The organism is Streptomyces sp. CRCS-T-1, assembly GCF_024442335.1.
Classification (GTDB): domain Bacteria; phylum Actinomycetota; class Actinomycetes; order Streptomycetales; family Streptomycetaceae; genus Streptomyces; species Streptomyces koelreuteriae.
Genome location: NZ_CP101651.1, coordinates 2,890,864 through 2,915,349, shown reverse-complemented (window position 1 = coordinate 2,915,349; position 24,486 = coordinate 2,890,864). Strand labels below are relative to the sequence as shown.

Sequence of the window (24,486 nt, the reverse complement as noted above, 5' to 3'; positions counted from 1 at the left end):
CCTGGGCTCGCTGAGGGCTAGAGGGGGATGTTGCCGTGCTTCTTCGGAGGCAGGGATTCCCGCTTCGTGCGCAGTTGACGCAGACCCCGTACGACATGGCAGCGGGTGTCGGACGGCATGATCACCGCGTCGACGTAGCCGCGCTCGGCCGCGACGTAGGGGTTGAGCAGGGCGTCCTCGTACTCCTGGATCAGCCGGGCGCGGACCGCCTCGAGATCGTCGCCGTTGGCCTCCGCCTCCGCGATCGTGCGGCGGTGCAGGATGTTGACCGCGCCCTGGGCGCCCATGACGGCGATCTGGGCGGTGGGCCAGGCGAGGTTGAGGTCGGCGCCCAGGTGCTTGGAGCCCATGACGTCGTAGGCGCCGCCGAAGGCCTTGCGCGTGATGATCGTGATGAGCGGGACGGTGGCCTCGGCGTAGGCGTAGATCAGCTTGGCGCCGCGGCGGATGATGCCGTCGTGCTCCTGGTCGACGCCGGGCAGGAAGCCGGGGACGTCCACGAAGGTGATGACCGGGACGTTGAAGGCGTCGCAGGTGCGCACGAAGCGGGCCGCCTTCTCGGAGGCCGTGATGTCGAGACAGCCGGCGAACTGCATCGGCTGGTTGGCGACGATGCCGACGGGGTGTCCCTCGACCCGGCCGAAGCCGGTGACGATGTTCGGCGCGTACAGCGGCTGCGTCTCGAAGAACTCGGCGTCGTCCAGGATGTGCTCGATCACCGCGTGCATGTCGTACGGCTGGTTCGCGCTGTCCGGGACGATGACGTCCAGCTCGCGGTCCTCGTCGGTGATCTCGAGGTCGGCCTCCTCCGCGAACACCGGCGGCTCGGAGAGGTTGTTGGACGGCAGGTACGACAGCAGCTGCTTGACGTACTCGATGGCGTCCTTCTCGTCGCCGGCCATGTGGTGGGCCACGCCCGAGGTCGCGTTGTGGGTGCGGGCGCCGCCCAGCTCCTCGAAGCCGACGTCCTCGCCGGTGACCGTCTTGATGACGTCGGGGCCGGTGATGAACATGTGCGAGGTCTGGTCGACCATGACCGTGAAGTCGGTGATGGCCGGGGAGTACACGGCTCCGCCCGCGCACGGGCCCACCACCAGGCTGATCTGCGGGATGACACCCGAGGCGTGGGTGTTGCGGCGGAAGATCTCGCCGTAGGCGCCGAGCGAGGCGACGCCCTCCTGGATCCTGGCTCCGCCGGAGTCGTTGATGCCGATGACCGGGCAACCGGTCTTCAGCGCGAAGTCCATGACCTTGACGATCTTCTGGCCGTAGACCTCGCCGAGCGCCCCGCCGAAGACCGTGAAGTCCTGCGAGAAGACGGCGACCGGGCGGCCGTCGACGGTGCCGTACCCGGTGACGACGCCGTCGCCGTACGGGCGGTTCTGGTCCAGACCGAAGTTGGTGGACCGGTGCCGGGCGAACTCGTCCAGCTCGACGAAGGAGGCTTCGTCCAGGAGGAGTTCGATCCGCTCACGGGCCGTCAGCTTGCCCTTGGCGTGCTGCTTTTCGACGGCGCGTGCGGAGCCGGCGTGCGTCGCTTCCTCGATACGGCGCTGGAGATCCGCGAGCTTGCCCGCGGTCGTGTGAATGTCAGGCTGCTGCAGCTCTTCCGGCTCGGACATCGGGATGCGGCTCCCTGCCTGCTCAAAAGGGGGGACGGTTACTCATCCGTAGAGTAGTGCGGTGCCCTCGGGTCGGCAGTGCGGCGTTTACCACACCTAGTGTGGCTTGCATGACGCCGCGAGATGCAGCAGAGCCGCAAGAGCCGAACGGCAGCCGTTGGTCGGATCTGGACCGTCCGCCCCTCAATGTCACCGCCCTGCGCCGGGGGCTGGTGCGGGAGGGAGGGCTGTGGTCCGAGGTGGACGTGGTGCAGCGCACCGGCTCCACCAACTCCGACCTCGTGGACCGGGCGGCGAAGGGGGAGGCCGTCGAGGGGGCGGTGCTCGTCGCCGAGGAGCAGACGGCCGGGCGCGGGCGCCTGGACCGGCAGTGGACGGCGCCGCCGCGGTCGGGCCTGTTCTTCTCCGTGCTGCTCACGCCGAGCGAGGTGCCGGTGGCGCGGTGGGGGTGGCTGCCGCTGCTCACGGGCGTGGCGGTGGCTACGGGGCTGTCGCGGGCGGCGGGTGTCGACACGGCCCTGAAGTGGCCGAACGACGTGCTGGTCACGGTCCGGGGAGAGGAGCGCAAGGCCGGGGGGATCCTCGCCGAGCGGGCCGGTGACGACGGGGTCGTGATCGGGGTCGGCATCAATGTCTCGCTGAAGGAGAAGGAGCTGCCGGTGCCGACGGCGGGGTCGGTGGGGCTGGCCGGATCGGTGAGCACGGATCGGGATCCGCTGCTGCGGGGTGTGCTTCGGTCCCTGGAGGAGTGGTACGGGAAGTGGCGTGCGGCCGGGGGTGACCCCGAGGTGAGCGGGCTGCAGAAGGCGTACGCGGCGTCGTGCGCGACGCTCGGGCGGACCGTGCGGGCGGAGCTGCCCGGGGATCGGGGCGTCGTGGGGGAGGCCGTGGCTGTGGATGGGGACGGGCGGTTGGTGCTGGCTACGGAGGAGGGGGTGCAGGAGCCGGTGGGAGCGGGGGACATCGTGCACCTGAGGCCGGCTTGAGCTGGGGGCAGGGCGTTGCGCAACCCGGCGCGACGGGGTGCCGCTGCGCCCACCCGTGCCGCCCCTGGCGGCACGCATGCCCGCAGCGGGGTGCCTGACGGAGTGAGCTGGCGCACACCTGCCGTAGAGTTGAGGCCGGTCGATACATGACCGTGACAGATCGGAAGGGCAGCACGCGTGACCGTCGAAGACCCGGATTCCGGTACGGACGCGCAGGGCGCCGACCCCGGCGAGGACCCGCTGGCCCTGCGCCTCGAAGGGCTCATTCTGGGGGCCGAGCGCCGGTACACCCCGTTTCAGGCGGCCCGTAGCGCCGGTGTCTCCATGGAGCTGGCCTCCCGCTTCTGGCGGGCGATGGGCTTCGCGGACATCGGGCAGGCCAAGGCCCTCACCGAGGCGGACGTCCTCGCCCTGCGGCGCCTCGCCGGTCTCGTCGAGGCGGGGCTGCTGAGCGAGGCGATGGCCGTACAGGTGGCCCGTTCCACCGGGCAGACCACCGCACGGCTCGCCGAGTGGCAGATCGACTCGTTCCTGGAGGGGCTGACCGAGCCGCCCGAGCCGGGCATGACCCGTACCGAGGTGACGTACCCGATCGTCGAGCTGCTCCTGCCCGAGCTGGAGGAGTTCCTCGTCTACGTCTGGCGGCGTCAGCTCGCCGCCTCGGCCGGACGGGTCGTGCAGGCCGCCGACGACGAGGAGATGGTCGACCGGCGTCTCGCCGTCGGCTTCGCGGACCTGGTCGGCTTCACCCGGCTCACCCGCCGCATGGAGGAGGAGGAGCTCGGCGAGCTGGTCGAGGCCTTCGAGACCACGGCCGCCGACCTGGTGGCCGCGAACGGCGGACGGCTGATCAAGACCCTCGGCGACGAGGTGCTGTACGCCGCCGACGACGCGGGCATCGCCGCCGAGATCGCCCTGCGGCTGATCGAGACCATGGCGCACGACGAGACGATGCCGGAGCTGCGCGTCGGCATGGCGTTCGGCACCGTCACCACCCGAATGGGCGATGTGTTCGGTACGACCGTGAATCTGGCCTCCCGGCTCACCTCGATAGCTCCGAAGGACGCCGTCCTCGTCGACACCGCCTTCGCCGAGGAGCTGATCCGCACGCAGGACGCGCCGTCCTCCGAGGCGGAGGCGGCCGAGGAGGCCGTCGCGGCGGAGAAGGAGGGCGAGGAGCCTCCGGAGTACCGGTTCGCGCTGCAGCCGATGTGGCAGCGGCCCGTGCGTGGGCTGGGCGTCGTGGAGCCGTGGCTGCTCACCCGGCGGGACCTGGGCTGAGCTGACGGGGGCGGTCAGCCGGGGCGGCCCGGTGTGTCCACGCACAGGCCGATGATCGGCACGCACAGGCCGGGGTCGTCGTCCGGTTTCTTCGGTTTCTTCGGTTTCTCGGGGTCGGGCGCCGGGGCGGGCGTGGTCCGGCTCGGTGGAGCGGGCGTGGCCGGGGCCGGGCGTGGGGCGTCGCCCTGGGTGGCCGGTGCCGGGGTGTTCGGTGCGTCGGGGATGGTCGTGGGCTTGTGAGCGGCGGTCGTGGTGGCGCTTCGGGTGTCGGCCGGGGCGGTCGGGGCCGGGCGTGCGCCCCGGGTGGCCGGGGACGGGGTCAGGCCGCCCAGGGCCGTGGGTGACGAGGGGCTGACCTCGGGGGTGGCGGCCGGGAAGGTCGCGGCGGTGTCGGCGGTCCGGTCCGTGTCCGTGCCGGTGGTGACCGGGTCCGGGCTGGGTCCGGCCTCGACGGTGCCGACGCCGTCGGGGCTCGGGCCGGAGGTCAGGCGTACGAGGCTCAGGGCGCCGGCGGCCAGGGCGAGGCCGCCCGCGGCGAGCAGGGCCTTGGGGGAGCGGGGCTTGCGGTGGCGGCCTCGGACGCGGGGGGCGAAGAGGCCGGTTTCCGTCGCCCCGGTGTCCCGCTGTGGCCTCGTCGGCGTGTTCGTCGTCCTCATCACGGTTCCTCCCGCTGCGCACGCGCCCCCTGTGCGCCATTGGCGGACGCACGCTATGCGCTCCCTTGGGCGGTCGGGCCGGAATTGAGGTGATGTCACTCGAACGGGTGGGCGGGTGATCGCGTGGGAACCGGTCGCGTCCGCTCTTTCGTGCGGGGGGTGCGGCTGCGATGATCGGGGCGCTGAGGTTGTTAACCCGCGTTAACCGGAGGGTGTCATGAGTGAGGAACGGTTCGGGGACTTCGTGCTGGTGCGGCGGCATGAGCAGGGGCGTGTCGCGGAGCTCGTCCTCGACCGGCCCAAGGCTATGAACGCCGTGTCGACCGAGATGGCGCGGTCCGTCGCCGGGGCGTGTGCGGCGCTGGGGGAGGACCGGGACGTACGGGTGGTCGTACTGACCTCGACGCATGAGCGGGCGTTCTGCGTGGGGGCCGATCTGAAGGAGCGGAACTCCTTCAGCGACGCGGATCTGGTGCGGCAGCGGCCGGTGACGCGTGGGGCGTACACCGGGGTGCTGGAGGTGCCGGTGCCGACGGTGGCGGCGGTGCACGGGTTCGCGCTGGGGGGTGGGTTCGAGCTGGCGCTCGCCTGTGACGTGATCGTGGCGGACCGTACGGCGGTGGTGGGGCTGCCGGAGGTGTCGGTGGGGGTGATTCCCGGGGGTGGGGGCACGCAGCTGCTGCCGCGTCGGGTGGGGGCTGCTCGGGCGGCTGAGCTGATCTTCTCCGCGCGGCGGGTGGAGGCCGTGGAGGCGGGCGAGTTGGGGCTGGTCGATCAGGTGGTGGAGGAGGGGCGGGACCGGGAGGTGGCGTTGGAGCTGGCGTCTCGGATCGCGGGGAATTCGCCGGTGGGGTTGCGGGCGGCGAAGCGGGCGTTGCGGTTGGGGCAGGGGTTGGATCTGCGGGCGGGGCTTGAGGTGGAGGACGCGGCGTGGAGGGCTGTGGCGTTTTCCGGGGACCGGGCGGAGGGTGTCGCGGCGTTCAACGAGAAGCGGAAGCCGGAGTGGCCGGGGGAGTGAGCTGGGGTTTGTTGTCCGGTGCTCGGGGTTGGGGCTGGGGGCGGGTGGGTCCGCAGCCCGGCGTAGCGGGGTGCCGCCTGCGCCCACCCGTGCCGCCCTTAGCGGCACGCATGCCCGCAGACGAGGCGGGGCGCGCCCGCAGCTAAAGGCTCCCCGTTCGCGTCGTCTACCGGACAGATTGGCTGAAAAGTCCCTAGCCTGGAGTGATGGGTGAGGACAGACGGCTGCTGGCCGTCGTCGCGTTGGCTCAGGGGATGGCGGCCGCGCACGGGTCGCGTGAGGCGTGGCGTGCGGCGGCTGCCGGGGCGTGCCGGGCGCTGGGCGGGAGTTTCGCCGCGCTGTCGGTGTGGGAGCGGGAACTCGGGCGGCTGAAAGTCCTCGTGAACGTGGGGGCGCTCGCCGACGGGGAGGAGGAGTTCCCCGAGGACGAGGCCTATCCGGTGCACCAGTTCGCGGAGATCACCGAGTTCCTGCACGAGCGGTGGGCGGCCGGGGGTGGGGAGCCCGACGCGTGGGTGGAGACCGCCGAGGGGCCCGCCGCCGGGCGGCGCCCCGGGTACTGCCATCAGCGCGTCGCGGCTCTGCGCCGCCGGGGCCGCGGCTGCTGCGTGGTCGCGCCGATCGTGCTGCACGGGCGGGCCTGGGGCGAGCTGTATGTCGCCCGGCCGGCCGGTGAGGCCGTCTTCGCGCGGGCCGACGCCGATTTCGCCACCGTCCTGGCCTCCGTCGTCGCCGCCGGCATCGCCCAGACCGAGCGGCTGGAGGAGGCCCGGCGGCTCGCGTTCACCGACGCGCTGACGGGACTCGCCAACCGCCGTGCCGTGGACGTACGCCTGGAGCAGGCCATCGAGCGACACCGCAGGGACGGCGTGGTCGTCAGCCTCGTCGTCTGCGATCTGAACGGGCTCAAGCAGGTCAACGACACCCATGGGCACGCCGTCGGCGACCGGCTCCTGGAGCGGTTCGGCTCGGTGCTGTCGCTGTGCGGGGCCATGCTGCCGGGGGCGCTCGCGGCACGGCTCGGCGGGGACGAGTTCTGTCTGCTCGCGGTCGGGCCGCCCGCCGACCAGGTGGTGAAGGCGGCCGGTGAACTGTGCCGCCGGGCGTCCGAGTTGGAACTCGGGGAGGGCGTGGCCTGCGGGGTCGCCTCCACGGAGGACCCGATCGGGCCCGTACGCTCCGCGCGGCGGCTGTTCCGGCTCGCGGACGCGGCCCAGTACCGGGCCAAGGCCGAGCGGGCCGCGCGGCCGGTGGTCGCGGGCCGGGCCGGGCCCGACGACCCCGTCATGCGGCTGGCGGACGAGCCGTCCAAGGGGGCCGACGGGGAGCGCCGGCGCTTCCGCGGACGGCACGCGCCGTAGCCGTCGGGGAGCGGCCCGGGGGTGTGACGTATCGGTAAGGGGCGGAGCCCGTCCCCAGTGGTGACATCATCGAATTCACTGCGTACGCTCCTGAATATGGATATGCACACTGTGGTGGTGGGGACGTCCGGCGTGACCGCGTCCGACGTGCTCGCCGTGGCGCGTGCCGGAGCCCGCGTCGAGCTCTCCGGGGAGGCGGTGGCCGCCCTCGCCGCGGCCCGCGAGATCGTCGAGGCGCTGGCGGCCAAGCCGGACCCCGTGTACGGCGTGAGCACCGGCTTCGGGGCCCTGGCGACCCGGCACATCAGCCCCGAGCTGCGCGCACAGCTCCAGCGCAACATCGTCCGCTCGCACGCCGCCGGGATGGGGCCGAGGGTGGAGCGGGAGGTCGTGCGCGCCCTGATGTTCCTGCGGCTGAAGACCGTCTGCTCCGGGCGCACGGGCGTACGGCCCGAGGTCGCGCAGACCATGGCCGACCTCCTCAACGCCGGGATCACCCCGGTCGTGCACGAGTACGGCTCCCTCGGCTGCTCCGGCGACCTCGCGCCGCTGTCCCACTGCGCCCTCGCGCTGATGGGCGAGGGCGACGCCGAGGGCCCCGACGGTGTCGTACGCCCGGCCGCCGAACTCCTCGCCGCGCACGGCATCCAGCCGGTCGAACTGCGTGAGAAGGAGGGCCTCGCCCTCCTCAACGGCACCGACGGCATGCTCGGCATGCTGGTCATGGCCCTGGCCGACCTGGACACGCTCTACCGGTCCGCCGACATCACGGCCGCCCTGTCGATGGAGGCCCTGCTCGGCACCGACCGGGTCCTCGCCCCCGAACTGCACGCCATCCGGCCGCACCCGGGGCAGGCCGCCAGTGCCGCCAACATGCTGGCCGTGCTGAAGGGTTCGGGCCTGACCGGGCACCACCAGGACGACGCCCCGCGCGTCCAGGACGCCTACTCGGTGCGCTGCGCCCCGCAGGTCGCCGGGGCCGGGCGGGACACCATGGCCCACGCCCGGCTGGTCGCCGACCGCGAGCTGGCCTCGGCGGTGGACAACCCGGTGGTGCTGCCCGACGGACGGGTGGAGTCCAACGGCAACTTCCACGGGGCGCCCGTCGCCTACGTCCTGGACTTCCTCGCCATCGCCGCCGCCGACCTCGGCTCCATCGCCGAGCGGCGCACCGACCGGCTGCTCGACAAGAACCGCAGCCACGGCCTGCCGCCGTTCCTCGCCGACGACGCCGGTGTGGACTCGGGCCTGATGATCGCTCAGTACACGCAGGCCGCGCTGGTGAGCGAGCTGAAGCGGCTCGCCGTACCGGCGTCCGCCGACTCGATCCCGTCCTCCGCGATGCAGGAGGACCATGTCTCGATGGGCTGGTCGGCGGCGCGCAAGCTGCGCACGGCCGTCGACAACCTCACCCGGGTCCTCGCCGTCGAGCTGTACGCCGCCACCCGCGCCGTCGAACTGCGCGAGGGCCTGACGCCCGCGCCCGCGACACGGGCGGTCCTCGACGCCGTACGGGAAGCGGGAGTTCAGGGCCCCGGTCCGGACCGGTTCCTGGCGCCCGACCTGGCCGCCGCGGACGCCTTCGTGCGCGACGGGCGGCTGCTCGCCGCTGTGGAGACGGTCACCGGGCCGCTCCAGTAGTACGACGAACGCGGCCGGGGCCTTGCCGGGTGGCAGGGCCCCGGGGCGGTCGCCCTTGCGCCAAGTGCGCTCAGAAGCCGAGCCGTTCCCGGCGGACCGAGTAGGCGACGAAGCCCGCGCCCAGCATGAGGAACATCGTGCCGCCGGCCACGTAGGGGGTGCTGTCGAAGCTGCCCGTGTCGGCGAGGCGGGTGTCCGTGACGGTGTTGCCCGCGGTCGTGGCCGCGATCCGCGCCTGCTCTGTGACCTGCGGCGACGGGGTCGCCGAGACCGCGTCTCTCACCGGGGAGTCCGACGTCGCGTTGGCGGACGGGACGAACCACAGGGCCCCCAGCAGGGACGCCGCGGCGGTGGCGGTCAGCAACGGACGGCGAGCGGATGACACGGAATATCGATCCCCTTGTGGCACTGGCGAATTGGCCGTGTGGGGTGATGTTAGTAAAAGGCGCGGGTCACGGGAAAGTCACGGGAGGCCCCGGACGTACGCTCCCGCCATGAGCACTCCTGAGGAATCACGTTTTGTGCGGGTTCGGGTGGAACTCGTTCTGGAGGTCGGCGACGCGGACGCGGTCACCAAGTCCGCGCTGCGCCGGATCGCCGACGACGCCGAGTTGCCGGCGTCGGAACGGGTACACGCCGAGAGCGCTGTGACGGAAGACACCGCTGAGGCCCTCGCGTACCTCGTGGACCCGTTCGACCTGGTCAGCCAGGTTCCGGGGGTCGAACTCCAGCAGGCCTCCTGGAGCAGCGAGAGGATCGAGTACGACCCCGATTCGCCGGAGTGGGACTACGACGAGGATGATGAAGACGACAACCTCGGCTGAGGCTGCCCGGAAAAACATCGACCCCGGGCGGCAACCGCCGCCCGGGGTCTTCTCGTCTCAAACGGGGGACGTGACGCACCTGGCGCATGTGGTGGACGTGGTGATCCCCACACTTGTGCGCCATGGGGAACCGGACGAACCGGTCGTAGCGTTGAAAGGTCTCGACGAGGACTCACGAGTCCGCGCGGGGGCACTTGGTCTTTGACGGGGACACACTCGGGGTCTTGGGGAAATCGGCAACGATGGAGAAGCGTGTGATAACGGTCAGTAAGCGGCGCAAGGGCCTGGCGGTCGCGTCCGCACTGCTCGGAGGAGTGCTGGCGCTCTCGGCCTGTACCGGCGGCGACGACAACGCCTCCGGGAGTGACGGCGGCGACAGCTCCCAGTCGAAGGTCGACGAGGCCGCGGCGAAGAAGACCTCCGCGGCCCAGATCAAGATCACGCCCGAGGACGGCTCCGACAACGCCTCCATCAACAACTCCGCCGCCGTCACCGTCAGCAAGGGCACGCTCACGGACGTCACGATGACGACGTCCGACGGCAAGGAGGTCGGTGGCGAGATATCCGCCGACAAGAAGAGCTGGAAGCCCAGCGCCCAGCTGGAGCGCTCCACGAACTACAAGCTCTCCGCCGAGGCGAAGGACTCCGACGGCCGGGTCGCCCACGAGAACGCCTCCTTCACCACGGTCTCCCCGGCCAACAGCTTCATCGGCAACTTCACGCCGGACGACGGCACCACCGTCGGCGTCGGCATGCCGGTCTCGATCAACTTCGACAAGGCGATCACCAACAAGGCCGCCGTCCAGAAGGGCATCAAGGTCAGCACGACCGGCGGCCAGGAGGTCGCCTGCCACTGGTTCAACGCCAACCGCATGGACTGCCGCCCCGACGAGTACTGGAAGGAAGGCTCCACCGTCACGCTGAAGCTCGACCTCGACGGCGTCGAGGGCGCCAAGGGTGTCTACGGCGTCCAGCAGAAGACGGTCACCTTCAAGATCGGCCGCAACCAGGTCTCGTACGTCGACGCGAAGACCAAGCAGATGAAGATCACGCAGGACGGCAAGACCGTGCGGACCATCCCGATCTCCGCCGGCTCGCCCGAGAACAAGACCTACGAGGGCATCATGGTGATGTCCGAGAAGTTCAAGGAGACGCGCATGAACGGCGCGACCGTGGGCTTCACGGACGACGACGGCAAGGGCGAGTACGACATCAAGGACGTGCCGCACGCCATCCGCCTCTCCGCCAGCGGCACCTTCCTCCACGGCAACTACTGGGGCGCGAAGTCCATCTTCGGCAGCGCGAACACCAGCCACGGCTGCGTCGGCCTCCAGGACGTGAAGGGCGCCGACGACCCGAAGACGCCGGGCGCGTGGTTCTACAACAACTCGATCCTCGGTGACGTGGTCGTCGTCCAGAACACCGGCGACAAGACGGTCGCGCCGGACAACGGCCTCAACGGCTGGAACATGAGCTGGGCCGACTGGAAGGCCGGTTCCGCCGTCTGACGGTCCGCCTGCTCCGGCAGCTCCTGAACGGAAGCCGCCGCCCGCCCTGGAAACAGGGACGGACGGCGGCTTCCGTCGTTTCTCCCGGCTCTTCTCATCCACCTCTTATGCGTGGCTCAAGTCCTCATCACAGACCGTCCCTAGCTTGCGGCCATGTTCTTCACCTATCTGAGGCGCGAGCTGCGCCGCCGCAGAAAGGCGGCCCTCGTCGTCGCCTCAGGCCTCGCGCTGGGTATCGCGCTGGTCATCGTCGTCACCTCCGTGTCCGCCGGCATGAGCAAGGCCCAGGACAAGGTCCTCCAGTCCCTCTACGGGCTGGGCACGGACATGACCGTCACCAAGGCCGCCGCACCGCCCGGCAGCGGCTCCGAGCGGCCGCGCTTCCGCTTCGACGCCCAGGACGACGACTCCGGCGGTGAGCAGAGCAGCGACCGCGTCATGGTGCAGGGCCTCCAGACGCTGGCGGGCTCGACCGTGGGCAAGGTCGACGCGCAGAGCGGGGTCGCGGACGCGGTGGGCGGGCTGAGCCTCCAGGTCGTCAAGGTCAGCGGCGAGTTCACGCGCGGCCGGTTCCAGCAGGGCGAGAGCGGAGGACAGGAAGGCGGCGGGCAGGAAGGCGGCCGGGGCGGCGGCCTCGGGGGAGCCCAGCCGTCCCCGCAGGGCCGGGTCGAGGGCGGCGGCGCCGACTTCGACGTCAACAGCTACTCCGTCTACGGCACGGACGTCACCAAGCCGGCCCTCGGCCCGCTGACCTCCTCCAAGATCACCAGCGGCCGTACGTTCAAGACGAGCGAGACCGACGCCAAGGTCGCCGTCGCGGACGCGGCGTACGCCAAGGAGAAGAAGCTCAAGGCGGGGTCCACGGTCACCGTCAAGGGCACGAAGTTCCAGGTCGTCGGCATCGCCACGGCCGACAGCGGGGACGCGGCCGCCAACCTCTACATCCCGCTGAGGCGCGCGCAGACGCTGGCCGACGCGAAGGACAAGGTCACCACGATCTATGTCAAGGCGACCGACTCGCAGCGCATCGACTCCGTCAAGGCGGCCCTGCAGAAGAACATCTCCGGTACGACGGTGACGACCTCCGCCGACCTCGCTGACACGGTGTCCGGCTCACTGTCCACGGCGTCCTCGCTGGCAGCGAGCGTCGGCAAGTGGCTGTCGGTCGTGGTGCTCGTGGCCGCGTTCCTGGTCGCGGGCCTGCTCACGTCCTCGGCGGTCTCCCGTCGCGTCCGCGAGTTCGGCACGCTCAAGGCGCTGGGCTGGAAGTCGGGGCGGGTGACCCGTCAGGTGGTGGGCGAGGCGGTCGTCAACGGGCTGGTGGGCGGGGTGCTGGGCATCGCGCTGGGGCTGGCGGGGGCGTATGCGGTGACCGCTGTCAGCCCGACGCTTCAGGCGCAGTTGGGCTCCGGGGGCGGTGAGGGCCTCAGAGGCGGCTTCGGCGGACCCGGCCGCCAGGCCGCGACGAAGACCCTCGACGTCGCCCTCACCGCACCGGTCGCCCTGACGACGATCGCGCTGGCGGTGGGGCTGGCGGTGGCGGGCGGTCTGATCGCCGGTGCGTTCGGCGGCTGGAGGGCTTCACGACTCCGACCCGCTGACGCTCTACGCCGAGTCGAGTAGCCGACCGACCAACCCATCCAGGAGCCACACCATGTACGAACTAAAAGCAGTCACCAAGCACTACACCCGAGCCAAAGACACCGTCCAAGCCCTCGACGGCATAGACCTCACCATCCCCGACGGCGACCGACTGGTCATCCAGGGCCCCACCGGCGGCGGAAAGTCCACCCTGCTCCAAATGCTCGGCGCCCTGGACCGCCCCACCTCCGGCGAGATCATCCTGGACGGCACGGACCTCGCCGCGCTCCCGGAGGCGAGACTCACCCGGGTGAGAAGCGAAAGCATCGGCTTCGTCTTCCAGTCCTTCAACCTGATCCCGACGCTCACCGCACAGGAGAACGTGGAGACGGCCCTCGTCCCCCTCGGCATGAAGCCGAAGCAGCGCCGCGAACGGGCCGCGGAGGCCCTGGAATCGGTCGGCCTCGGCGAACGCCTCGCGCATCTGCCCGGCGAGATGTCCGGCGGTCAGCAGCAGCGCGTCGCCATCGCCCGGGCCCTCGTGAAGCAGCCGAAGGTGCTGCTCGCCGACGAACCCACCGGAAACCTGGACGAGTCGACGCGCGATGAGATCATGGACGTGCTGATCCGCATGTGGAAGGAGCTCGGGCTCACCTTCGTGATGGTCACCCACGACTCGGCCCTCGCGAAGCAGGCCCCGCGCGTGGCGACCATCCGCAAGGGGCGGATCACCGTCCAGGAGAACGCGCGGGCGTAACCATGCGGTCCTGTAACGGAGTTCCGGCGGCCGTGTAACAGTCAGCCGACGGATTTCTTACCTTCCTCTCATCTATTGAGCACCTGATCACCCCTCGGCATACTGCGTATTCCGGGGGGTGTACGTCCATGCGTACGAGATGACCCCCGGCCGGGTGAACGGGGAATTCACCTGGCTCTTCTGCAAGGGGGACTCTTGCGCAGACAAATGAAAAAGGCGTGCGTGGCCACGGTCGCCACCGCGGCGGCCGTGGCCCTGGCGGCGGGTATGACCAGCCCGGCGTCGGCGAACGGCGAGCAGACGGCCGCAGCCTCCAAGCCCACCTCGCTAACCGCCAAGCAGCGCGTCACGCTGATCACCGGTGACCGGGTCGTCCTGGACGCCAAGGGGCGCGTGGTCGGTCTGGAGCGGGCCAAGGGCCGCGAGGACATTCCTGTCCAGATCCGCAGGCTCGACGGCCACACCCTCGTGATCCCCGCCGACGCGGCCCGCCTGGTCGCCACCGGCAAGCTCGACCAGCGGCTCTTCGATGTCACCGAGCTCAACAAGTCCGCGACCCGCAAGGCCCAGAAGAAGGGCCTGAAGGTCATCGTCGGCTACCGGGGCAGCGCCGCGGCGGCCAAGGCCGACGTCCGCGACGCGGGCACCCTGAGCCACTCGCTGAAGTCCGTGAACGCGGACGCGGTGCAGGCGCCCAAGGAGGACACGCCCGACCTGTGGGACGCGGTCACCAACGGCGACAAGACCGCCTCCGGCATCGCGCACGTCTGGCTCGACGGCGTCCGCAAGGCCAGCCTCGACAAGTCCGTCGCGCAGATCGGCACCCCCAAGGCGTGGTCGGCCGGCTTCGACGGCAAGGGCGTGAAGATCGCCGTCCTGGACACCGGTGTCGACGCCACCCACGCCGATCTCAAGGGCCAGGTGATCGGCGCCAAGAACTTCACCACCTCGCCCGACACCACCGACAAGGTCGGCCACGGCACGCACGTCGCCTCGATCGCGGCGGGCACCGGCGCGAAGTCGGGCGGCAAGTACAAGGGCGTCGCGCCCGGCGCGAAGATCCTCAACGGCAAGGTGCTCGACGACGGCGGATTCGGCAGCGACTCCGAGGTCCTCGCCGGCATCGAGTGGGCGGCCGCCGAGGGCGCCGACGTCGTCAACATGAGCCTGGGCGGCGGCGACACGCCCGCGATCGACCCGCTGGAAGCGGCGGTGAACAAGCTGTCCGAGGAGAAGGGCATCCTGTTCGCCATAGCCGCCGGCAACGAGGGCGAGCTCGGCGACCAGACCATCGGCTCCCCGGGCAGCGCCGCCGCGGCCCTGACCGTCGGCGCCGTCGACGACAAGGACGTGCTGGCCGACTTCTCCAGCCGCGGCCCCGGCATGGACGGCGCCCTCAAGCCCGACGTGACCGCGCCCGGCGTGGACATCACCGCGGCCTCCGCCCCGGGCAACCAGATAGCCCAGGAGGTCGGCGAGAACCCGGCCGGCTACATGTCCATCTCCGGTACGTCGATGGCGACCCCGCATGTCGCGGGCGCGGCGGCGATCCTGAAGCAGCAGCACCCGACGTGGAAGTACTCCGAGCTGAAGGGCGCCCTCACCGGCTCCACCAAGGGCGGCAAGTACACCCCGTTCGAGCAGGGTTCGGGCCGTATCCAGGTCGACAAGGCCATCACGCAGTCCGTGATAGGCGAGCCGGGCTCGGTGAGCTTCGGCCTCCAGCAGTGGCCGCACACCGACGACAAGCCGGTCACCAAGGAGCTGACGTACCGCAACCTCGGTACGAAGGACGTCACGCTGAAGCTGACGTCGACCGCCACCAACCCCAAGGGCCAGGCCGCCCCGGCCGGCTTCTTCACGCTCGGCGCCACCTCGGTGACCGTCCCGGCCGGCGGCAAGGCCTCCGTCCCCTTCACGGTGAACACCAAGCTGGGCGGCACCGTCGACGGCGCGTACTCGTCGTACGTGACGGCGACCGGCGGCGGCCAGAGTGTCCGCACGGCCGCGGCCGTGCAGCGCGAGGTCGAGTCCTACGACGTCACGCTGAAGTTCCTCGACCGTGACGGCAAGCCCGCCTCGAACTACAACGCCGACCTGGCCGGTCTCTCCGGCCTGGGCACCGGCAAGTTCTTCACGCCGTACGACGCGGACGGCACCGTCACCGCCCGGGTGCCCAAGGGCGGTTACGTCCTCAACACGAGCCTCTACGCGGGCGACGACCCGGAGAAGTTCGAGGGCGCCGACTGGCTGGCCCAGCCCAAGCTGAACGTCGCCAAGGGCACCACGATCACGCTGGACGCCCGCAAGGCCAAGCCGGTGGACATCACCGTCCCGGACGCCGCCGCCAAGTCGGAGTTCGCCTCGGCCGACTACACGGTGGAGGCGGGGGACTCCAGCTTCGGCTTCGGCTGGTGGCTGGACTCGTACGCCGGCTTCCGCACCGCGCACGTCGGCCCGCAGGTCACCGACGGTTCGGTGACCCAGCAGTGGGACGCCCACTGGAGCAAGGGCGCCAAGGAGCAGTACGACGTCACCGGCGGCGGTCCGGTCAAGCAGCTCGCCACCGGCTACACCAAGCACTACAAGGCGAGCGAGCTCGCCACGGTGAAGGCGGGCCTCGGTGCCGCGGCGAGCGGCAAGAAGGGCTCGATCAACGCGGTGGGCTGGCTGCCGTGGAGCAGCGGCGCCTCCTCGATCGGCTTCGAGCAGACCCTGCCGGGCACGCGGACGCTGCACCTGTCCACCCTGGGCGGTGTGAAGTGGGACCTCGAGTTCGCCCAGAGCGGCGGCGTCGACGCCGACGGCTTCCCGATCTACGAGGCCGGCTACTCGCTGGAGGGCCAGAAGTTCACCGGCGGCAAGAGCTACTCGAAGACGTTCAACACCGCTGTCTTCGGGCCGCGCATCAGCGCCGGCTTCGGCCTGTTCCGTGACGGCAACCAGATCCACGGCTCCCTGCCGCTGTTCGCCGACAGCAAGGGCAACCCGGGCTCCTCGCTGTTCACCTCGGTGGACACGACCCTGTACCGCAACGGCACCAAGGTCGGCAGCAACGACGACCCGCTGTTCGGCGGTGAGGCGTTCAAGGTCCCGGCCGGCGACGCCGAGTACAAGCTGACGACGTCGGTCAAGCGCAGCGTCAAGGTCGCGGCGGCCTCCACCCGCATCGACGCCAGCTGGACGTTCCGCTCGAAGAAGACCACTGACCTCAAGCAGCTGCCCGCCTCCACGGCCCGCTTCGGCGCGACCACCGGTCTGGACAGCAAGGTCCCGGCCGGCAAGACCGTCAAGGTCCCGGTCACCGTCGAGGGCGCGGCCAAGGGCAGCAACCTGAAGTCGCTGTCGGTGTACGTGTCGTACGACTACGGCAAGACCTGGAAGAAGCTCACGGTCAAGGACGGCAAGGTCAGCGTCAAGAACCCGGAGAAGGGGAAGGCCATCTCCTTCCACGCCAAGATCGCCGACAAGAAGGGCAACAAGTCGACGGTCTCGATCTACAACGCGTACTACGGCAAGTGAGTACCCGTTAGCGAACGGCCCGTCGGAAGCCTCGGTTTCCGGCGGGCCGTTCGTGTGGGCGGCGGGCGTTCGCGTGTGTCAGGCCGGTGGGGCCGTGCTCCCGGCCCCCGCCCGGGTCGCGTCCGCGCCCCAGCTCGCCAGCAGGCGCAGGGCCTGGGCCGAGGGGGTGTCCGGTTCCGCGTGGTACGTGATCAGGGACTGCTCGGCCTCGTCGACCAGGCGGAACGTCTCGAAGGACAGGGTCAGATCGCCGACCAGCGGGTGCCGCAGCCGCTTGACGCCGAAGCTCTTCTCCTTGACGTCGTGCGCCGCCCACAGCCGGCGGAACTCCTCGCTCTTCACGGAGAGCTCGCCCACCAGGGCGGACAGCCGCGGGTCGTCCGGGTGGCGGCCCGCGTCCATGCGCAGATAGCCGACCATGTCCTGCGCCTTCCGGTCCCACTCGACGAACAGGTCGTGGTACTCGGGCCGCAGGAACACCAGCCGCGCCCAGTTCCGCTCCGGCGCCGGCAGCTCCGCCCAGTCGCCGAAGAGGGCCGCGGCCATCCGGTTCCACGCCAGGATGTCCGAGCGGCGCCCCACGATGTACGCCGGGACGGTCTCGATCGAGTCCAGCAGATGCCGCAGCGTCGGCCGCACCTGCTGGGTGCGCGCCACCGGCTTCTTCTTGTGCTGCTTCGGCTTCGCCAGGTGCGTCAGATGGGCGTGCTCGGCGTCGCTCAGCCGCAGGGCCCGTGCGATCGCGTCCAGCACCTCCGCCGAGACGTTGCGCCCGTTGCCCTGCTCCAGCCGTGTGTAGTACGCCACGGAGACCCCGGCCAGCTGCGCCAGCTCCTCGCGGCGCAGCCCGGGCACGCGCCGCCGTCCGAAGTCGGGCAGCCCCACGTCCTCCGGCTTCAGCCGGGCCCGCCGGGTGCGCAGGAACTCACTGAGCTCGGCACGCCGGTCCAGGCCCCCGCCGGACTGCGCTGCGGGCTCCTGTGCGGATTCGGGCTGTTCGTCCATGCCCTCCAGTATTCACGGTCGTACGCACACGAGCCTGACCCCGCCAGTGGTACGCACCGTGTGCGTACGCAAAACGGTGGTCTGGGTAGACGCTCGCGTTTTCGGCACGCTGGGATGCGTGCCCGGTCAGAGGATCCAGAAGGCAGCCGGGCGCACAACCCCCGCTAGGAGAACCCCGGCATGACCACTGTCGCCGCGTACGCCGCACCCGCCCCCAAGGCTCCGCTGGAGCGCACCACCATCGAGCGCCGCGAGGTCCGCGAGTTCGATGTCCTGATCGACATCAAGTTCGCCGGTATCTGCCACTCCGACATCCACCAGGCCCGTGAGGGCTGGGGCGAGGCCATCTTCCCGATGGTCCCCGGCCACGAGATCGCCGGTGTCGTCACCGAGGTCGGCCCGGGTGTGACGAAGTTCGCCGTCGGCGACCGCGTGGGCGTCGGCTGCATGGTCGACTCCTGCCGCGAGTGCGAGAACTGCAAGGCCGGGAACGAGCAGTACTGCGTCGAGGGCAACACCCAGACGTACAACTCCATCGGCAGGGACGGCGAGCCCACCTACGGCGGCTACTCGCAGAAGGTCGTCGTCGACGAGAACTTCGTCGTCCGCATCCCCGACGGCCTCTCCCTGGACGTCGCCGCGCCGCTGCTGTGCGCCGGCATCACCCTCTACTCCCCGCTCAAGCGCTTCGGCGCCGGCCCCGGCAAGAAGGTCGCGATCCTGGGCCTCGGCGGCCTCGGCCACATGGGCGTGAAGATCGCGCACGCCCTCGGTGCCGAGGTCACCGTGCTGTCGCAGTCCCTGCGCAAGCAGGAGGACGGCCTGCGCTTCGGCGCCGACCACTACTACGCCACCAGCGACCCGAAGACCTTCGAGGAGCTGAACGGCACGTTCGACCTGATCGTGTCCACGGTCGCGGCCCCGCTGGACTTCAACGCCTACCTGGGGCTGCTGAAGCCCGAGGGCACGCTGGCGAACGTCGGCGCCCCCGAGGAGCCGATCTCCCTCAGCCTCTTCTCGGTGATCGGCGGCGGCAAGTCGCTCGCCGGTTCCTTCATCGGCGGCCTGCCGCAGACCCAGGAGATGCTGGACTTCTGCGCCGAGCACGGCCTCGGTGCCGAGATCGAGCTGATCGGCGCCGACCAGATCAACGAGGCGTACAAGCGCGTGGAGGACAGCGACGTGCGGTACCGGTTCGTGATCGACACGGCGACGATCTGAGACCTTGCGGTCTGAGAGCGAGGGCCTCGGCTGTGCGCCGGGGCCCTCAGCGTCGTCCCAGGAGCCACAGCAGGTACGGCCCGCCCACCAGCGAGGTGAGCGCGCCCACCGGGATCTCCAGCGGCGGCAGCAGCGTCCGGGCCGCCAGATCGGCACCGACCAGGATCACCGCACCCGTCAGAGCCGAGGAGAGCAGCGGCAGCTGAGGCGTGCGCGTGAGGCGTCTCGCCAGCTGCGGAGCGGTCAGTGCGACGAAGCCGATGGGGCCCGCCGCGCCGGTCGCCGTCGCCGCGAGCACCACGCCCAGGACCGTCAGTCCCAGCCGGGCCCGGTCCACCCGTACACCGAGCGAGGCCGCGGTCTCGGGGCCGAGCCCCAGCGGGCGCACCGCCCGGCTCGCCCACACCAGCCCCGGCAGACACAGCAGGCACACCACGGCCAGCGGCCCGGCCTGCTCCCAGCCCCGCCCGTTCAGGCTCCCGGTCAGCCACAGCTTGACCTGCTCGGCGGCCTCCAGCTCGCTGTCCGTCAGATACAGCTGCACCACGGCGCCCAGTGCGACGCCGATCCCGACGCCGGTCAGCACGAACCGGCTCGGCTGCATGCCGTGCCGCCAGGCCAGCACATAGACCAGCGCGGCGGCGGCCAGCCCGCCCGCGACCGACACGGCGGGCAGCGCGCCCGGTGAACTCACCGCCCCCGTCGCCAGCGCGAACACGGTCGCCGCGGCCGCCCCGTGCCCGACCCCGATCACATCCGGACTGGCCAGCGGATTGCGCGTCACGGCCTGCACCAGGGCCCCCGCCACGCCCAGCGCCCCGCCGACCAGCGCCCCCAGCACGATCCGGGGCACCCGCAACTCGCCCACGACCAGCTCGTGAGGGCCGCTCCCGGTCCGCAGGGTGTGCCACACCTCGCCGGGCGACACGTACGCCTGCCCCACACAGGCGGAGACGAGCATGACGACGCCGAGGAGCAGGACGAGGGCCAGGGCGACGGCGGCGGAGCGGCGGTGGAGGAGGAGGGAGACGCGAGGGTGGGGCCGTAGGACGGAGACCTGGCGGTGAGCCGGCTCGGCCGGGGACAGTCGTGCGGTATCGGTCACGTCACAGCTCCTCTGCGCCGTACCAGCGCGACCAGCACCGGAACCCCCACCACCGCCGTCATGACCCCCGCCGGCACCTCGGCGGGAGCCCGGACCACACGCCCCGCCACATCGGCCCCCACCAGCAGCCCCGCCCCGAGGAGTCCGGACAGCGGCAGTACGACGCGATGGCCTCCGGCCACCATCCGCCGGGCGAGGTGCGGCACGGCCAGTCCCACGAAGGCGATCGGACCGGCGGCGGCCACCGCGGCGGCGGTCAGCAATGTCGCCCCCGCCGCTGCCACGCCCCGCACCAGCCCGACCCGATGCCCCAGAGCCCGTGCCGCGTCGTCTCCGAGTGCCAGCGCGTCCAGTCCCCGGGCGCACGCCAGCACCGCCAGCAGTCCCGCGCCGAGGAACGGCAGCATCGCGCCGACCGTGTCCGCGTCCCGGCCGCTGAGCGCCCCGACCTGCCAGAACCGGAACTGGTCCAGCGTCGCCGAATCGGCCGTCAGGACGACCGTCGTGGCACCCGCCGTCATCGCCGACAGGGCCGTCCCGGCCAGCGCCAGCTTCACCGGCGAGGCCCCGCCCCGCCCGCGCGCGGCGATGCCGTACACCAGGCACGCGGCCACGACCGCGCCGGTGAAGGCGTACCAGACGTAGCCGCCGAAGCCGCCCGCGAGCCCGGACGCGACGGCGACGACGACCCCGGCCGCGGCGCCCTGGCTCAGCCCGAGGATCCCCGGGTCGGCGAGCGGATTGCGGGTGACCGCCTGCAACGCGGCCCCGGCGATGCCGAGCGCGGCGCCCGCGGCCAGCCCCACCGCGGTCCGCGGCACCCGCAGGGACCGTACGACGAGCGCGTCCGGGGAGCCGCCGCCGTGCAGCAGCGCGTCGAGCACGCGGTCCGGCGCCACGGGCCGGGTGCCGACGGCGAGCGAGAGGAGACCGGCGACGGCCACCACCAGCACGGCACCCAGTACGGCGAGCGCGGCCGGCGGCCGGACGGCGAGACGCCGGGTCACCTGCCGAGGTGCTCGGCGAGCTGCCGTACGACGAGGCGGGCGGCGGTGGGACCGGCGTTGAGGTACCAGGGGTCGTCGTCGACCTTCACGGCGTGCCCGGCGTCGACGGCCTTCATCGACTTCCACAGCGGCCCGGCCAGCACACTCCCGGCGTCCGTCTTCTCCGGGTCGCCCTGCACCGAGTAGAAGATCCAGTCGCCGTCGGCGACATCGATGCTCTCCGGCCCGACGTCCTCGGAGATCGCCGTGAACCGCTGGGACTCCGGCCGCTTCAGGCCCATGTCCACGGCGAGGGACCCGGTGAAGGAGGAGACGCCGAACATGCGCGTCCGGTCGGGCGTGAACCGCACCATGGAGACGGCCGGGTCGCCCTGCACGTCGCGCCCCTCGGCGCGAGCGTCCGCGGCGATGCCGTCGAGCAGGCGCTGCGCCCGCTGCCCCTTGCCGACGGCCTCGCCGACGAGCAGCAGGTCGCGCTTCCAGTTGATGCCGTTGCCTGCGGTGATCACGGTCGGCGCGATCTTCGACAGCTTGGGGTAGAGCTCGCCGAGCGAGTCGTTGGCGAGGATCAGGTCCGGCTGGGCGGCGGCCAGGGTCTCCAGATTGGGGGCGGAGCGGGTGCCCGCGTCGGTCATGCCGGCCAGCCGGTCCTTGTGACGCGGGAAGGCGTCGGCCAGGTAGCCGGGCACGAGGCCGGCGTTGTCGGCGCGGGTGGTCGCCGTCGGGACGATGCCCAGCGACAGCAGGTCGTCGAGCTGCCCGGTGCTGAGCACGGCGATGTTCCGCGGCTCGGCCTTGATCGCCGTACTGCCCTCGAAGTGCTTGACGGTGCGCGGGAAGACCCCGTCCTCGTCGGTGTCGGCGCCCATGCCCTTCGCGAGGGCGCTCGGCGCGGCGGAGGGTCCGGCGGAGCCCTCGGCGGCGCCGATGACCTCGCTGCGCGAGCCGTCCCCCTGCTTGCCGGCCCCGCTGCCGCCGCCCGGCGACGAGCAACCGGCCAGCAGCCCTCCGGCGACGGCCAGGGCCAGGACGGCCCTCGATCCCACTGCGCGCACCACGTACTCCGATCAATGAATAAGGTGAGGCTTACCTTAATATGTGCCGGAGTATGGTGGGTCGGGAGGGGAGGCCCACCATGACCGTGCAGCTGAACCACACCATCGTCGTCGCGCACGACAAGCGCGCCTCGGCCCGGTTCCTCGCCGACCTCCTGGGACTCGAAGTGAGCCCGCCCTACGGCCCGTTCCTCCCGGTCGAGATCCCCAACGGCGTGACGCTCGACTACATGGACACCCCCGGCGCCATCACGCCGCAGCACTACGCCTTCCTCGTCTCGGAGGAAGAGTTCGACGTGATCTTCGGCCGTATCCAGGAGGCCGGTCTGACGTACTGGGCGGACCCGTTCCACAGCCGCCCCGGCGAGATCAACCACAACGACGGCGGCCGGGGCGCGTACTTCGACGACCCCGACGGCCACCGACTGGAGATCATCACGCGGCCGTACGGCAGCGGCGGCTGACCTTCCTCTCGGCCCGCGTCTGTCACATCTCCCCGCCGCCCTCCGTCATACCGGCGAAGGCGGACCGCGACAGCGAACCGCGAAGTCGACATCGGGGAGTGGTCATGACGTCATCCATCCTGGTCACCGGCGGTACGGGCACCCTGGGCGGCCATGTCGTCCCGCTGCTGCGCGCGGCCGGCCACGAGGTGCGGATCCTCAGCCGGACCGCCCGCCCGGCCGCCGACGGCATCGAGTACGTCACCGGCGATCTGCTGAAGAACGAGGGTGTCGATGCCGCCATCGAGGGCGCGGGCACCGTGCTGCACCTGGCGGGCGGCCCCAAGGGCGACGACGAGGCGACCCGCAATCTGGTGCGCGCCGCGTCCCGGGCCGGGGTACGGCACCTGGTCTACATCTCGGTCATCGGCGCGGACCGGGTGCCGCTGGCCTGGATGCGCACGAAGCTGGAGTCCGAGCGGGCCGTCGCCGACTCGGGCATCCCGTGGACGACCCTGCGCGCGGCCCAGTTCCACGACCTCACGCTGACCATGGTCGAGAAGATGGCCAAGCTGCCGGTGTTCCCGGTCCCGGGCGGCCTGCGGCTCCAGCCGGTCGACTCCCGCGAAGTCGCCGCCCGACTCGCGGAGTTGACCCTCGGCGCCCCGTCCGGCCTCGTCCCGGACCTGGCCGGGCCGCACGTCCACACCCTCGCCGAACTGGCCCGCCCCTACCTCCGCCTGAGGGGGCGGCGCCGCCCGATGCTGCCGGTGCGCATCCCCGGCAAGGCGGGGCGGGCGTACCGGGCCGGGGCGAACCTCACCCTGCGGGGGGCGGAGGAGGGGAAGCGGACGTGGGAGGAGTTCCTGGTGGAGCGGCTGGGCTAGGGGGCTCGGGGGCTCCTGGGGGCCTTACGGGCCTTACCGGGAAGCCGGCCGGTCCTGGTCGTCGAAGGTCCACACGGCACGGGACCCCGGGCCGACGGTGAGGGTCGAGTGACCGATGCGCTCCTCGTGCCGGTACGACACCGGCCGGTTCAGCGACATCCGGACCTGCCGCAGGCCCACCTGGTCGAGGGGCACGGCGTCGAAGCGGAGCGTGGTGGTGCCGCCCTTCGCGACGACGCCCCCGTCCGGCAGGGAACGCACGGCGAACCCGCCGGCCTGCAGCAGCGGCACCGTGTTGGCGAGGTCGCGTGCGGTCACCGCGAGCCGGATGCCCGTCACGTCCCGCATCAGACGGTCGCGGTAGGCGTCGGGCAGATAGCGCTCCCGGCCCACGTCACCGGGGTGTGCGGCGGGCTCGGTGTTGCCGCGCGGGTCGGCGAAGTACTCCGGCCGGTACTCCATGCCCCAGGCGCCGAAGCGGTCGTACTGGTCGGTGGTGAAGACGGCGTCGAACCACGGCACGGGGACGCCGTCGCCGAAGTCGCGTGTCTGCTGGAACTCGATCGGGTCGCCGACTCCCTGCTCGCGCAGCCGCGCGAGCACCGTCACCAGGTCGCCCTTCCGCTCGGTCGAGACGCCCATGCCGGTGGCGCCGAGGGCGGCCTCCTTGCCGGGCAGGTCGCCGACCCCGAACAGCTCCAGGTAGGTCTCGCGCCCCATCAGATAGCGGCCGGTCCAGGTCTGCCCGCCGGAACCCGTCGTGGTGCGGACCTGGAAGTCGGCGAAGTCGCGCAGATAGGCGGAGTGCTCGATGGCGTCGGCGGTCTCCCGGTCGAGGACGCCGTAGGCGTGGTTGTAGAACAGCAATTGCCGTCCGGAGTCGGTCGCCCGCGCCGAAACCGCCCCGCCCTGGACCGCCCCCGCGAGGGCCAGAGTGACGACCATGATCACCTGTAACGCTCGTCTGAGAACCATGCGAAGGAGCGTAGGGCGGGAGGAATCGATT

The 24,486-nt window shown here is 71.4% G+C and carries 21 protein-coding genes; 13 read left to right on the top strand and 8 right to left on the bottom strand.

The annotated features are described in order from the left end of the window. Positions 1–17 precede the first annotated feature (17 nt). Positions 18–1,622 carry an acyl-CoA carboxylase subunit beta gene (locus tag NNW99_RS12800; protein ID WP_215119019.1) on the bottom strand — a complete coding sequence of 535 codons (1,605 nt, stop codon included), beginning with the start codon at positions 1,620–1,622 and terminating at the stop codon, positions 18–20. Positions 1,623–1,732: 110 nt separating this feature from the next. Between NNW99_RS12800 and NNW99_RS12795 the strand changes: the two genes are divergently transcribed. After that, on the top strand, positions 1,733–2,608 hold the full coding sequence (locus tag NNW99_RS12795) for a biotin--[acetyl-CoA-carboxylase] ligase (RefSeq protein WP_215119017.1): 876 nt from the start codon (positions 1,733–1,735) through the stop codon (positions 2,606–2,608). 177 nt (positions 2,609–2,785) lie between these two features. Next, the gene (locus NNW99_RS12790) at positions 2,786–3,889 is read left to right on the top strand and encodes an adenylate/guanylate cyclase domain-containing protein (protein ID WP_215119015.1); all 1,104 of its coding nucleotides are present in this window, start codon (positions 2,786–2,788) and stop codon (positions 3,887–3,889) included. A gap of 14 nt (positions 3,890–3,903) precedes the next feature. Here NNW99_RS12790 and NNW99_RS12785 read toward each other — a convergent pair whose 3' ends face one another. Continuing rightward, complete coding sequence (locus NNW99_RS12785; protein ID WP_251057770.1) at positions 3,904–4,545, bottom strand: hypothetical protein; 642 nt, start codon at positions 4,543–4,545, stop codon at positions 3,904–3,906. 217 nt (positions 4,546–4,762) lie between these two features. Between NNW99_RS12785 and NNW99_RS12780 the strand changes: the two genes are divergently transcribed. From NNW99_RS12780 to hutH, 3 genes are all read left to right on the top strand, one after another. Further along, positions 4,763–5,563, top strand: a complete 801-nt coding sequence (locus tag NNW99_RS12780) for an enoyl-CoA hydratase/isomerase family protein (protein ID WP_215119014.1) — start codon at positions 4,763–4,765, stop codon at positions 5,561–5,563. Between the two features lie 206 nt (positions 5,564–5,769). After that, positions 5,770–6,924 (top strand): sensor domain-containing diguanylate cyclase, encoded by a 1,155-nt coding sequence (locus NNW99_RS12775; protein ID WP_215119007.1) that lies wholly within the window; start codon positions 5,770–5,772, stop codon positions 6,922–6,924. Positions 6,925–7,026: 102 nt separating this feature from the next. Continuing rightward, on the top strand, positions 7,027–8,565 hold the full coding sequence (gene hutH, locus NNW99_RS12770; protein ID WP_215124248.1) for a histidine ammonia-lyase: 1,539 nt from the start codon (positions 7,027–7,029) through the stop codon (positions 8,563–8,565). A gap of 70 nt (positions 8,566–8,635) precedes the next feature. Here hutH and NNW99_RS12765 read toward each other — a convergent pair whose 3' ends face one another. Beyond that, positions 8,636–8,950, bottom strand: a complete 315-nt coding sequence (locus NNW99_RS12765) for a hypothetical protein (RefSeq protein WP_215119005.1) — start codon at positions 8,948–8,950, stop codon at positions 8,636–8,638. A 109-nt stretch (positions 8,951–9,059) separates the two neighbouring features. On the opposite strand from NNW99_RS12765, the gene NNW99_RS12760 reads away from it, so the two are divergent. The 5 genes from NNW99_RS12760 to NNW99_RS12740 all read left to right on the top strand — a co-directional run bounded on the left by NNW99_RS12760 (position 9,060) and on the right by NNW99_RS12740 (position 16,757). Beyond that, positions 9,060–9,389, top strand: coding sequence for a hypothetical protein (locus NNW99_RS12760; RefSeq protein ID WP_215119003.1), 330 nt, complete (start codon positions 9,060–9,062; stop codon positions 9,387–9,389). A 242-nt stretch (positions 9,390–9,631) separates the two neighbouring features. Next, complete coding sequence (locus tag NNW99_RS12755; protein ID WP_215119002.1) at positions 9,632–10,897, top strand: Ig-like domain-containing protein; 1,266 nt, start codon at positions 9,632–9,634, stop codon at positions 10,895–10,897. Positions 10,898–11,050: 153 nt separating this feature from the next. Next, on the top strand, positions 11,051–12,520 hold the full coding sequence (locus NNW99_RS12750) for an ABC transporter permease (RefSeq protein ID WP_215118994.1): 1,470 nt from the start codon (positions 11,051–11,053) through the stop codon (positions 12,518–12,520). Positions 12,521–12,551: 31 nt separating this feature from the next. After that, positions 12,552–13,235 carry an ABC transporter ATP-binding protein gene (locus NNW99_RS12745; RefSeq protein ID WP_215118992.1) on the top strand — a complete coding sequence of 228 codons (684 nt, stop codon included), beginning with the start codon at positions 12,552–12,554 and terminating at the stop codon, positions 13,233–13,235. Between the two features lie 207 nt (positions 13,236–13,442). Beyond that, positions 13,443–16,757, top strand: a complete 3,315-nt coding sequence (locus NNW99_RS12740) for a S8 family peptidase (protein WP_215124247.1) — start codon at positions 13,443–13,445, stop codon at positions 16,755–16,757. Between the two features lie 78 nt (positions 16,758–16,835). On the opposite strand, the gene NNW99_RS12735 is transcribed toward NNW99_RS12740, so the two are convergent. Beyond that, complete coding sequence (locus tag NNW99_RS12735) at positions 16,836–17,762, bottom strand: helix-turn-helix domain-containing protein (protein WP_215118990.1); 927 nt, start codon at positions 17,760–17,762, stop codon at positions 16,836–16,838. Between the two features lie 180 nt (positions 17,763–17,942). Between NNW99_RS12735 and NNW99_RS12730 the strand changes: the two genes are divergently transcribed. Further along, the gene (locus NNW99_RS12730) at positions 17,943–18,983 is read left to right on the top strand and encodes an NAD(P)-dependent alcohol dehydrogenase (protein WP_215118988.1); all 1,041 of its coding nucleotides are present in this window, start codon (positions 17,943–17,945) and stop codon (positions 18,981–18,983) included. A gap of 46 nt (positions 18,984–19,029) precedes the next feature. Here the strand turns inward: NNW99_RS12730 and NNW99_RS12725 are convergent, their stop codons facing one another. Genes NNW99_RS12725 through NNW99_RS12715 form a run of 3 tightly spaced genes read right to left on the bottom strand, consistent with a single transcriptional unit; the run spans position 19,030 to position 22,150 of the window. Next, positions 19,030–20,088 carry an iron chelate uptake ABC transporter family permease subunit gene (locus tag NNW99_RS12725; RefSeq protein WP_215118986.1) on the bottom strand — a complete coding sequence of 353 codons (1,059 nt, stop codon included), beginning with the start codon at positions 20,086–20,088 and terminating at the stop codon, positions 19,030–19,032. Next, a complete protein-coding gene (locus NNW99_RS12720; protein WP_215118985.1) occupies positions 20,085–21,095 on the bottom strand; it encodes an iron ABC transporter permease in 1,011 nt (336 codons plus the stop codon). The genes NNW99_RS12725 and NNW99_RS12720 overlap by 4 nt, the downstream gene beginning before the upstream one ends. Beyond that, positions 21,092–22,150 carry an iron-siderophore ABC transporter substrate-binding protein gene (locus tag NNW99_RS12715; RefSeq protein ID WP_215118978.1) on the bottom strand — a complete coding sequence of 353 codons (1,059 nt, stop codon included), beginning with the start codon at positions 22,148–22,150 and terminating at the stop codon, positions 21,092–21,094. The genes NNW99_RS12720 and NNW99_RS12715 overlap by 4 nt, the downstream gene beginning before the upstream one ends. Positions 22,151–22,230: 80 nt before the next feature. Between NNW99_RS12715 and NNW99_RS12710 the strand changes: the two genes are divergently transcribed. Beyond that, entirely contained in the window at positions 22,231–22,614 is a 384-nt protein-coding gene (locus tag NNW99_RS12710) for a VOC family protein (RefSeq protein ID WP_215118977.1), read from the top strand. Between the two features lie 104 nt (positions 22,615–22,718). After that, complete coding sequence (locus NNW99_RS12705; RefSeq protein ID WP_215118976.1) at positions 22,719–23,480, top strand: SDR family oxidoreductase; 762 nt, start codon at positions 22,719–22,721, stop codon at positions 23,478–23,480. 33 nt (positions 23,481–23,513) lie between these two features. On the opposite strand, the gene NNW99_RS12700 is transcribed toward NNW99_RS12705, so the two are convergent. Continuing rightward, positions 23,514–24,431, bottom strand: coding sequence for a DUF5829 family protein (locus NNW99_RS12700; protein ID WP_215124246.1), 918 nt, complete (start codon positions 24,429–24,431; stop codon positions 23,514–23,516). Positions 24,432–24,486: the final 55 nt, after the last annotated feature.

Coding starts and splice junctions, on each gene's coding strand:
- NNW99_RS12800 (WP_215119019.1), bottom strand. CDS start 1,622: ATGTCCGAGCCGGAAGAGCTGCAGCAGCCTGACATTCACACGACCGCG.
- NNW99_RS12795 (WP_215119017.1), top strand. CDS start 1,733: ATGACGCCGCGAGATGCAGCAGAGCCGCAAGAGCCGAACGGCAGCCGT.
- NNW99_RS12785 (WP_251057770.1), bottom strand. CDS start 4,545: ATGAGGACGACGAACACGCCGACGAGGCCACAGCGGGACACCGGGGCG.
- NNW99_RS12780 (WP_215119014.1), top strand. CDS start 4,763: ATGAGTGAGGAACGGTTCGGGGACTTCGTGCTGGTGCGGCGGCATGAG.
- NNW99_RS12775 (WP_215119007.1), top strand. CDS start 5,770: ATGGGTGAGGACAGACGGCTGCTGGCCGTCGTCGCGTTGGCTCAGGGG.
- hutH (WP_215124248.1), top strand. CDS start 7,027: ATGCACACTGTGGTGGTGGGGACGTCCGGCGTGACCGCGTCCGACGTG.
- NNW99_RS12760 (WP_215119003.1), top strand. CDS start 9,060: ATGAGCACTCCTGAGGAATCACGTTTTGTGCGGGTTCGGGTGGAACTC.
- NNW99_RS12755 (WP_215119002.1), top strand. CDS start 9,632: ATGGAGAAGCGTGTGATAACGGTCAGTAAGCGGCGCAAGGGCCTGGCG.
- NNW99_RS12750 (WP_215118994.1), top strand. CDS start 11,051: ATGTTCTTCACCTATCTGAGGCGCGAGCTGCGCCGCCGCAGAAAGGCG.
- NNW99_RS12745 (WP_215118992.1), top strand. CDS start 12,552: ATGTACGAACTAAAAGCAGTCACCAAGCACTACACCCGAGCCAAAGAC.
- NNW99_RS12740 (WP_215124247.1), top strand. CDS start 13,443: ATGAAAAAGGCGTGCGTGGCCACGGTCGCCACCGCGGCGGCCGTGGCC.
- NNW99_RS12735 (WP_215118990.1), bottom strand. CDS start 17,762: ATGGACGAACAGCCCGAATCCGCACAGGAGCCCGCAGCGCAGTCCGGC.
- NNW99_RS12730 (WP_215118988.1), top strand. CDS start 17,943: ATGACCACTGTCGCCGCGTACGCCGCACCCGCCCCCAAGGCTCCGCTG.
- NNW99_RS12710 (WP_215118977.1), top strand. CDS start 22,231: ATGACCGTGCAGCTGAACCACACCATCGTCGTCGCGCACGACAAGCGC.
- NNW99_RS12705 (WP_215118976.1), top strand. CDS start 22,719: ATGACGTCATCCATCCTGGTCACCGGCGGTACGGGCACCCTGGGCGGC.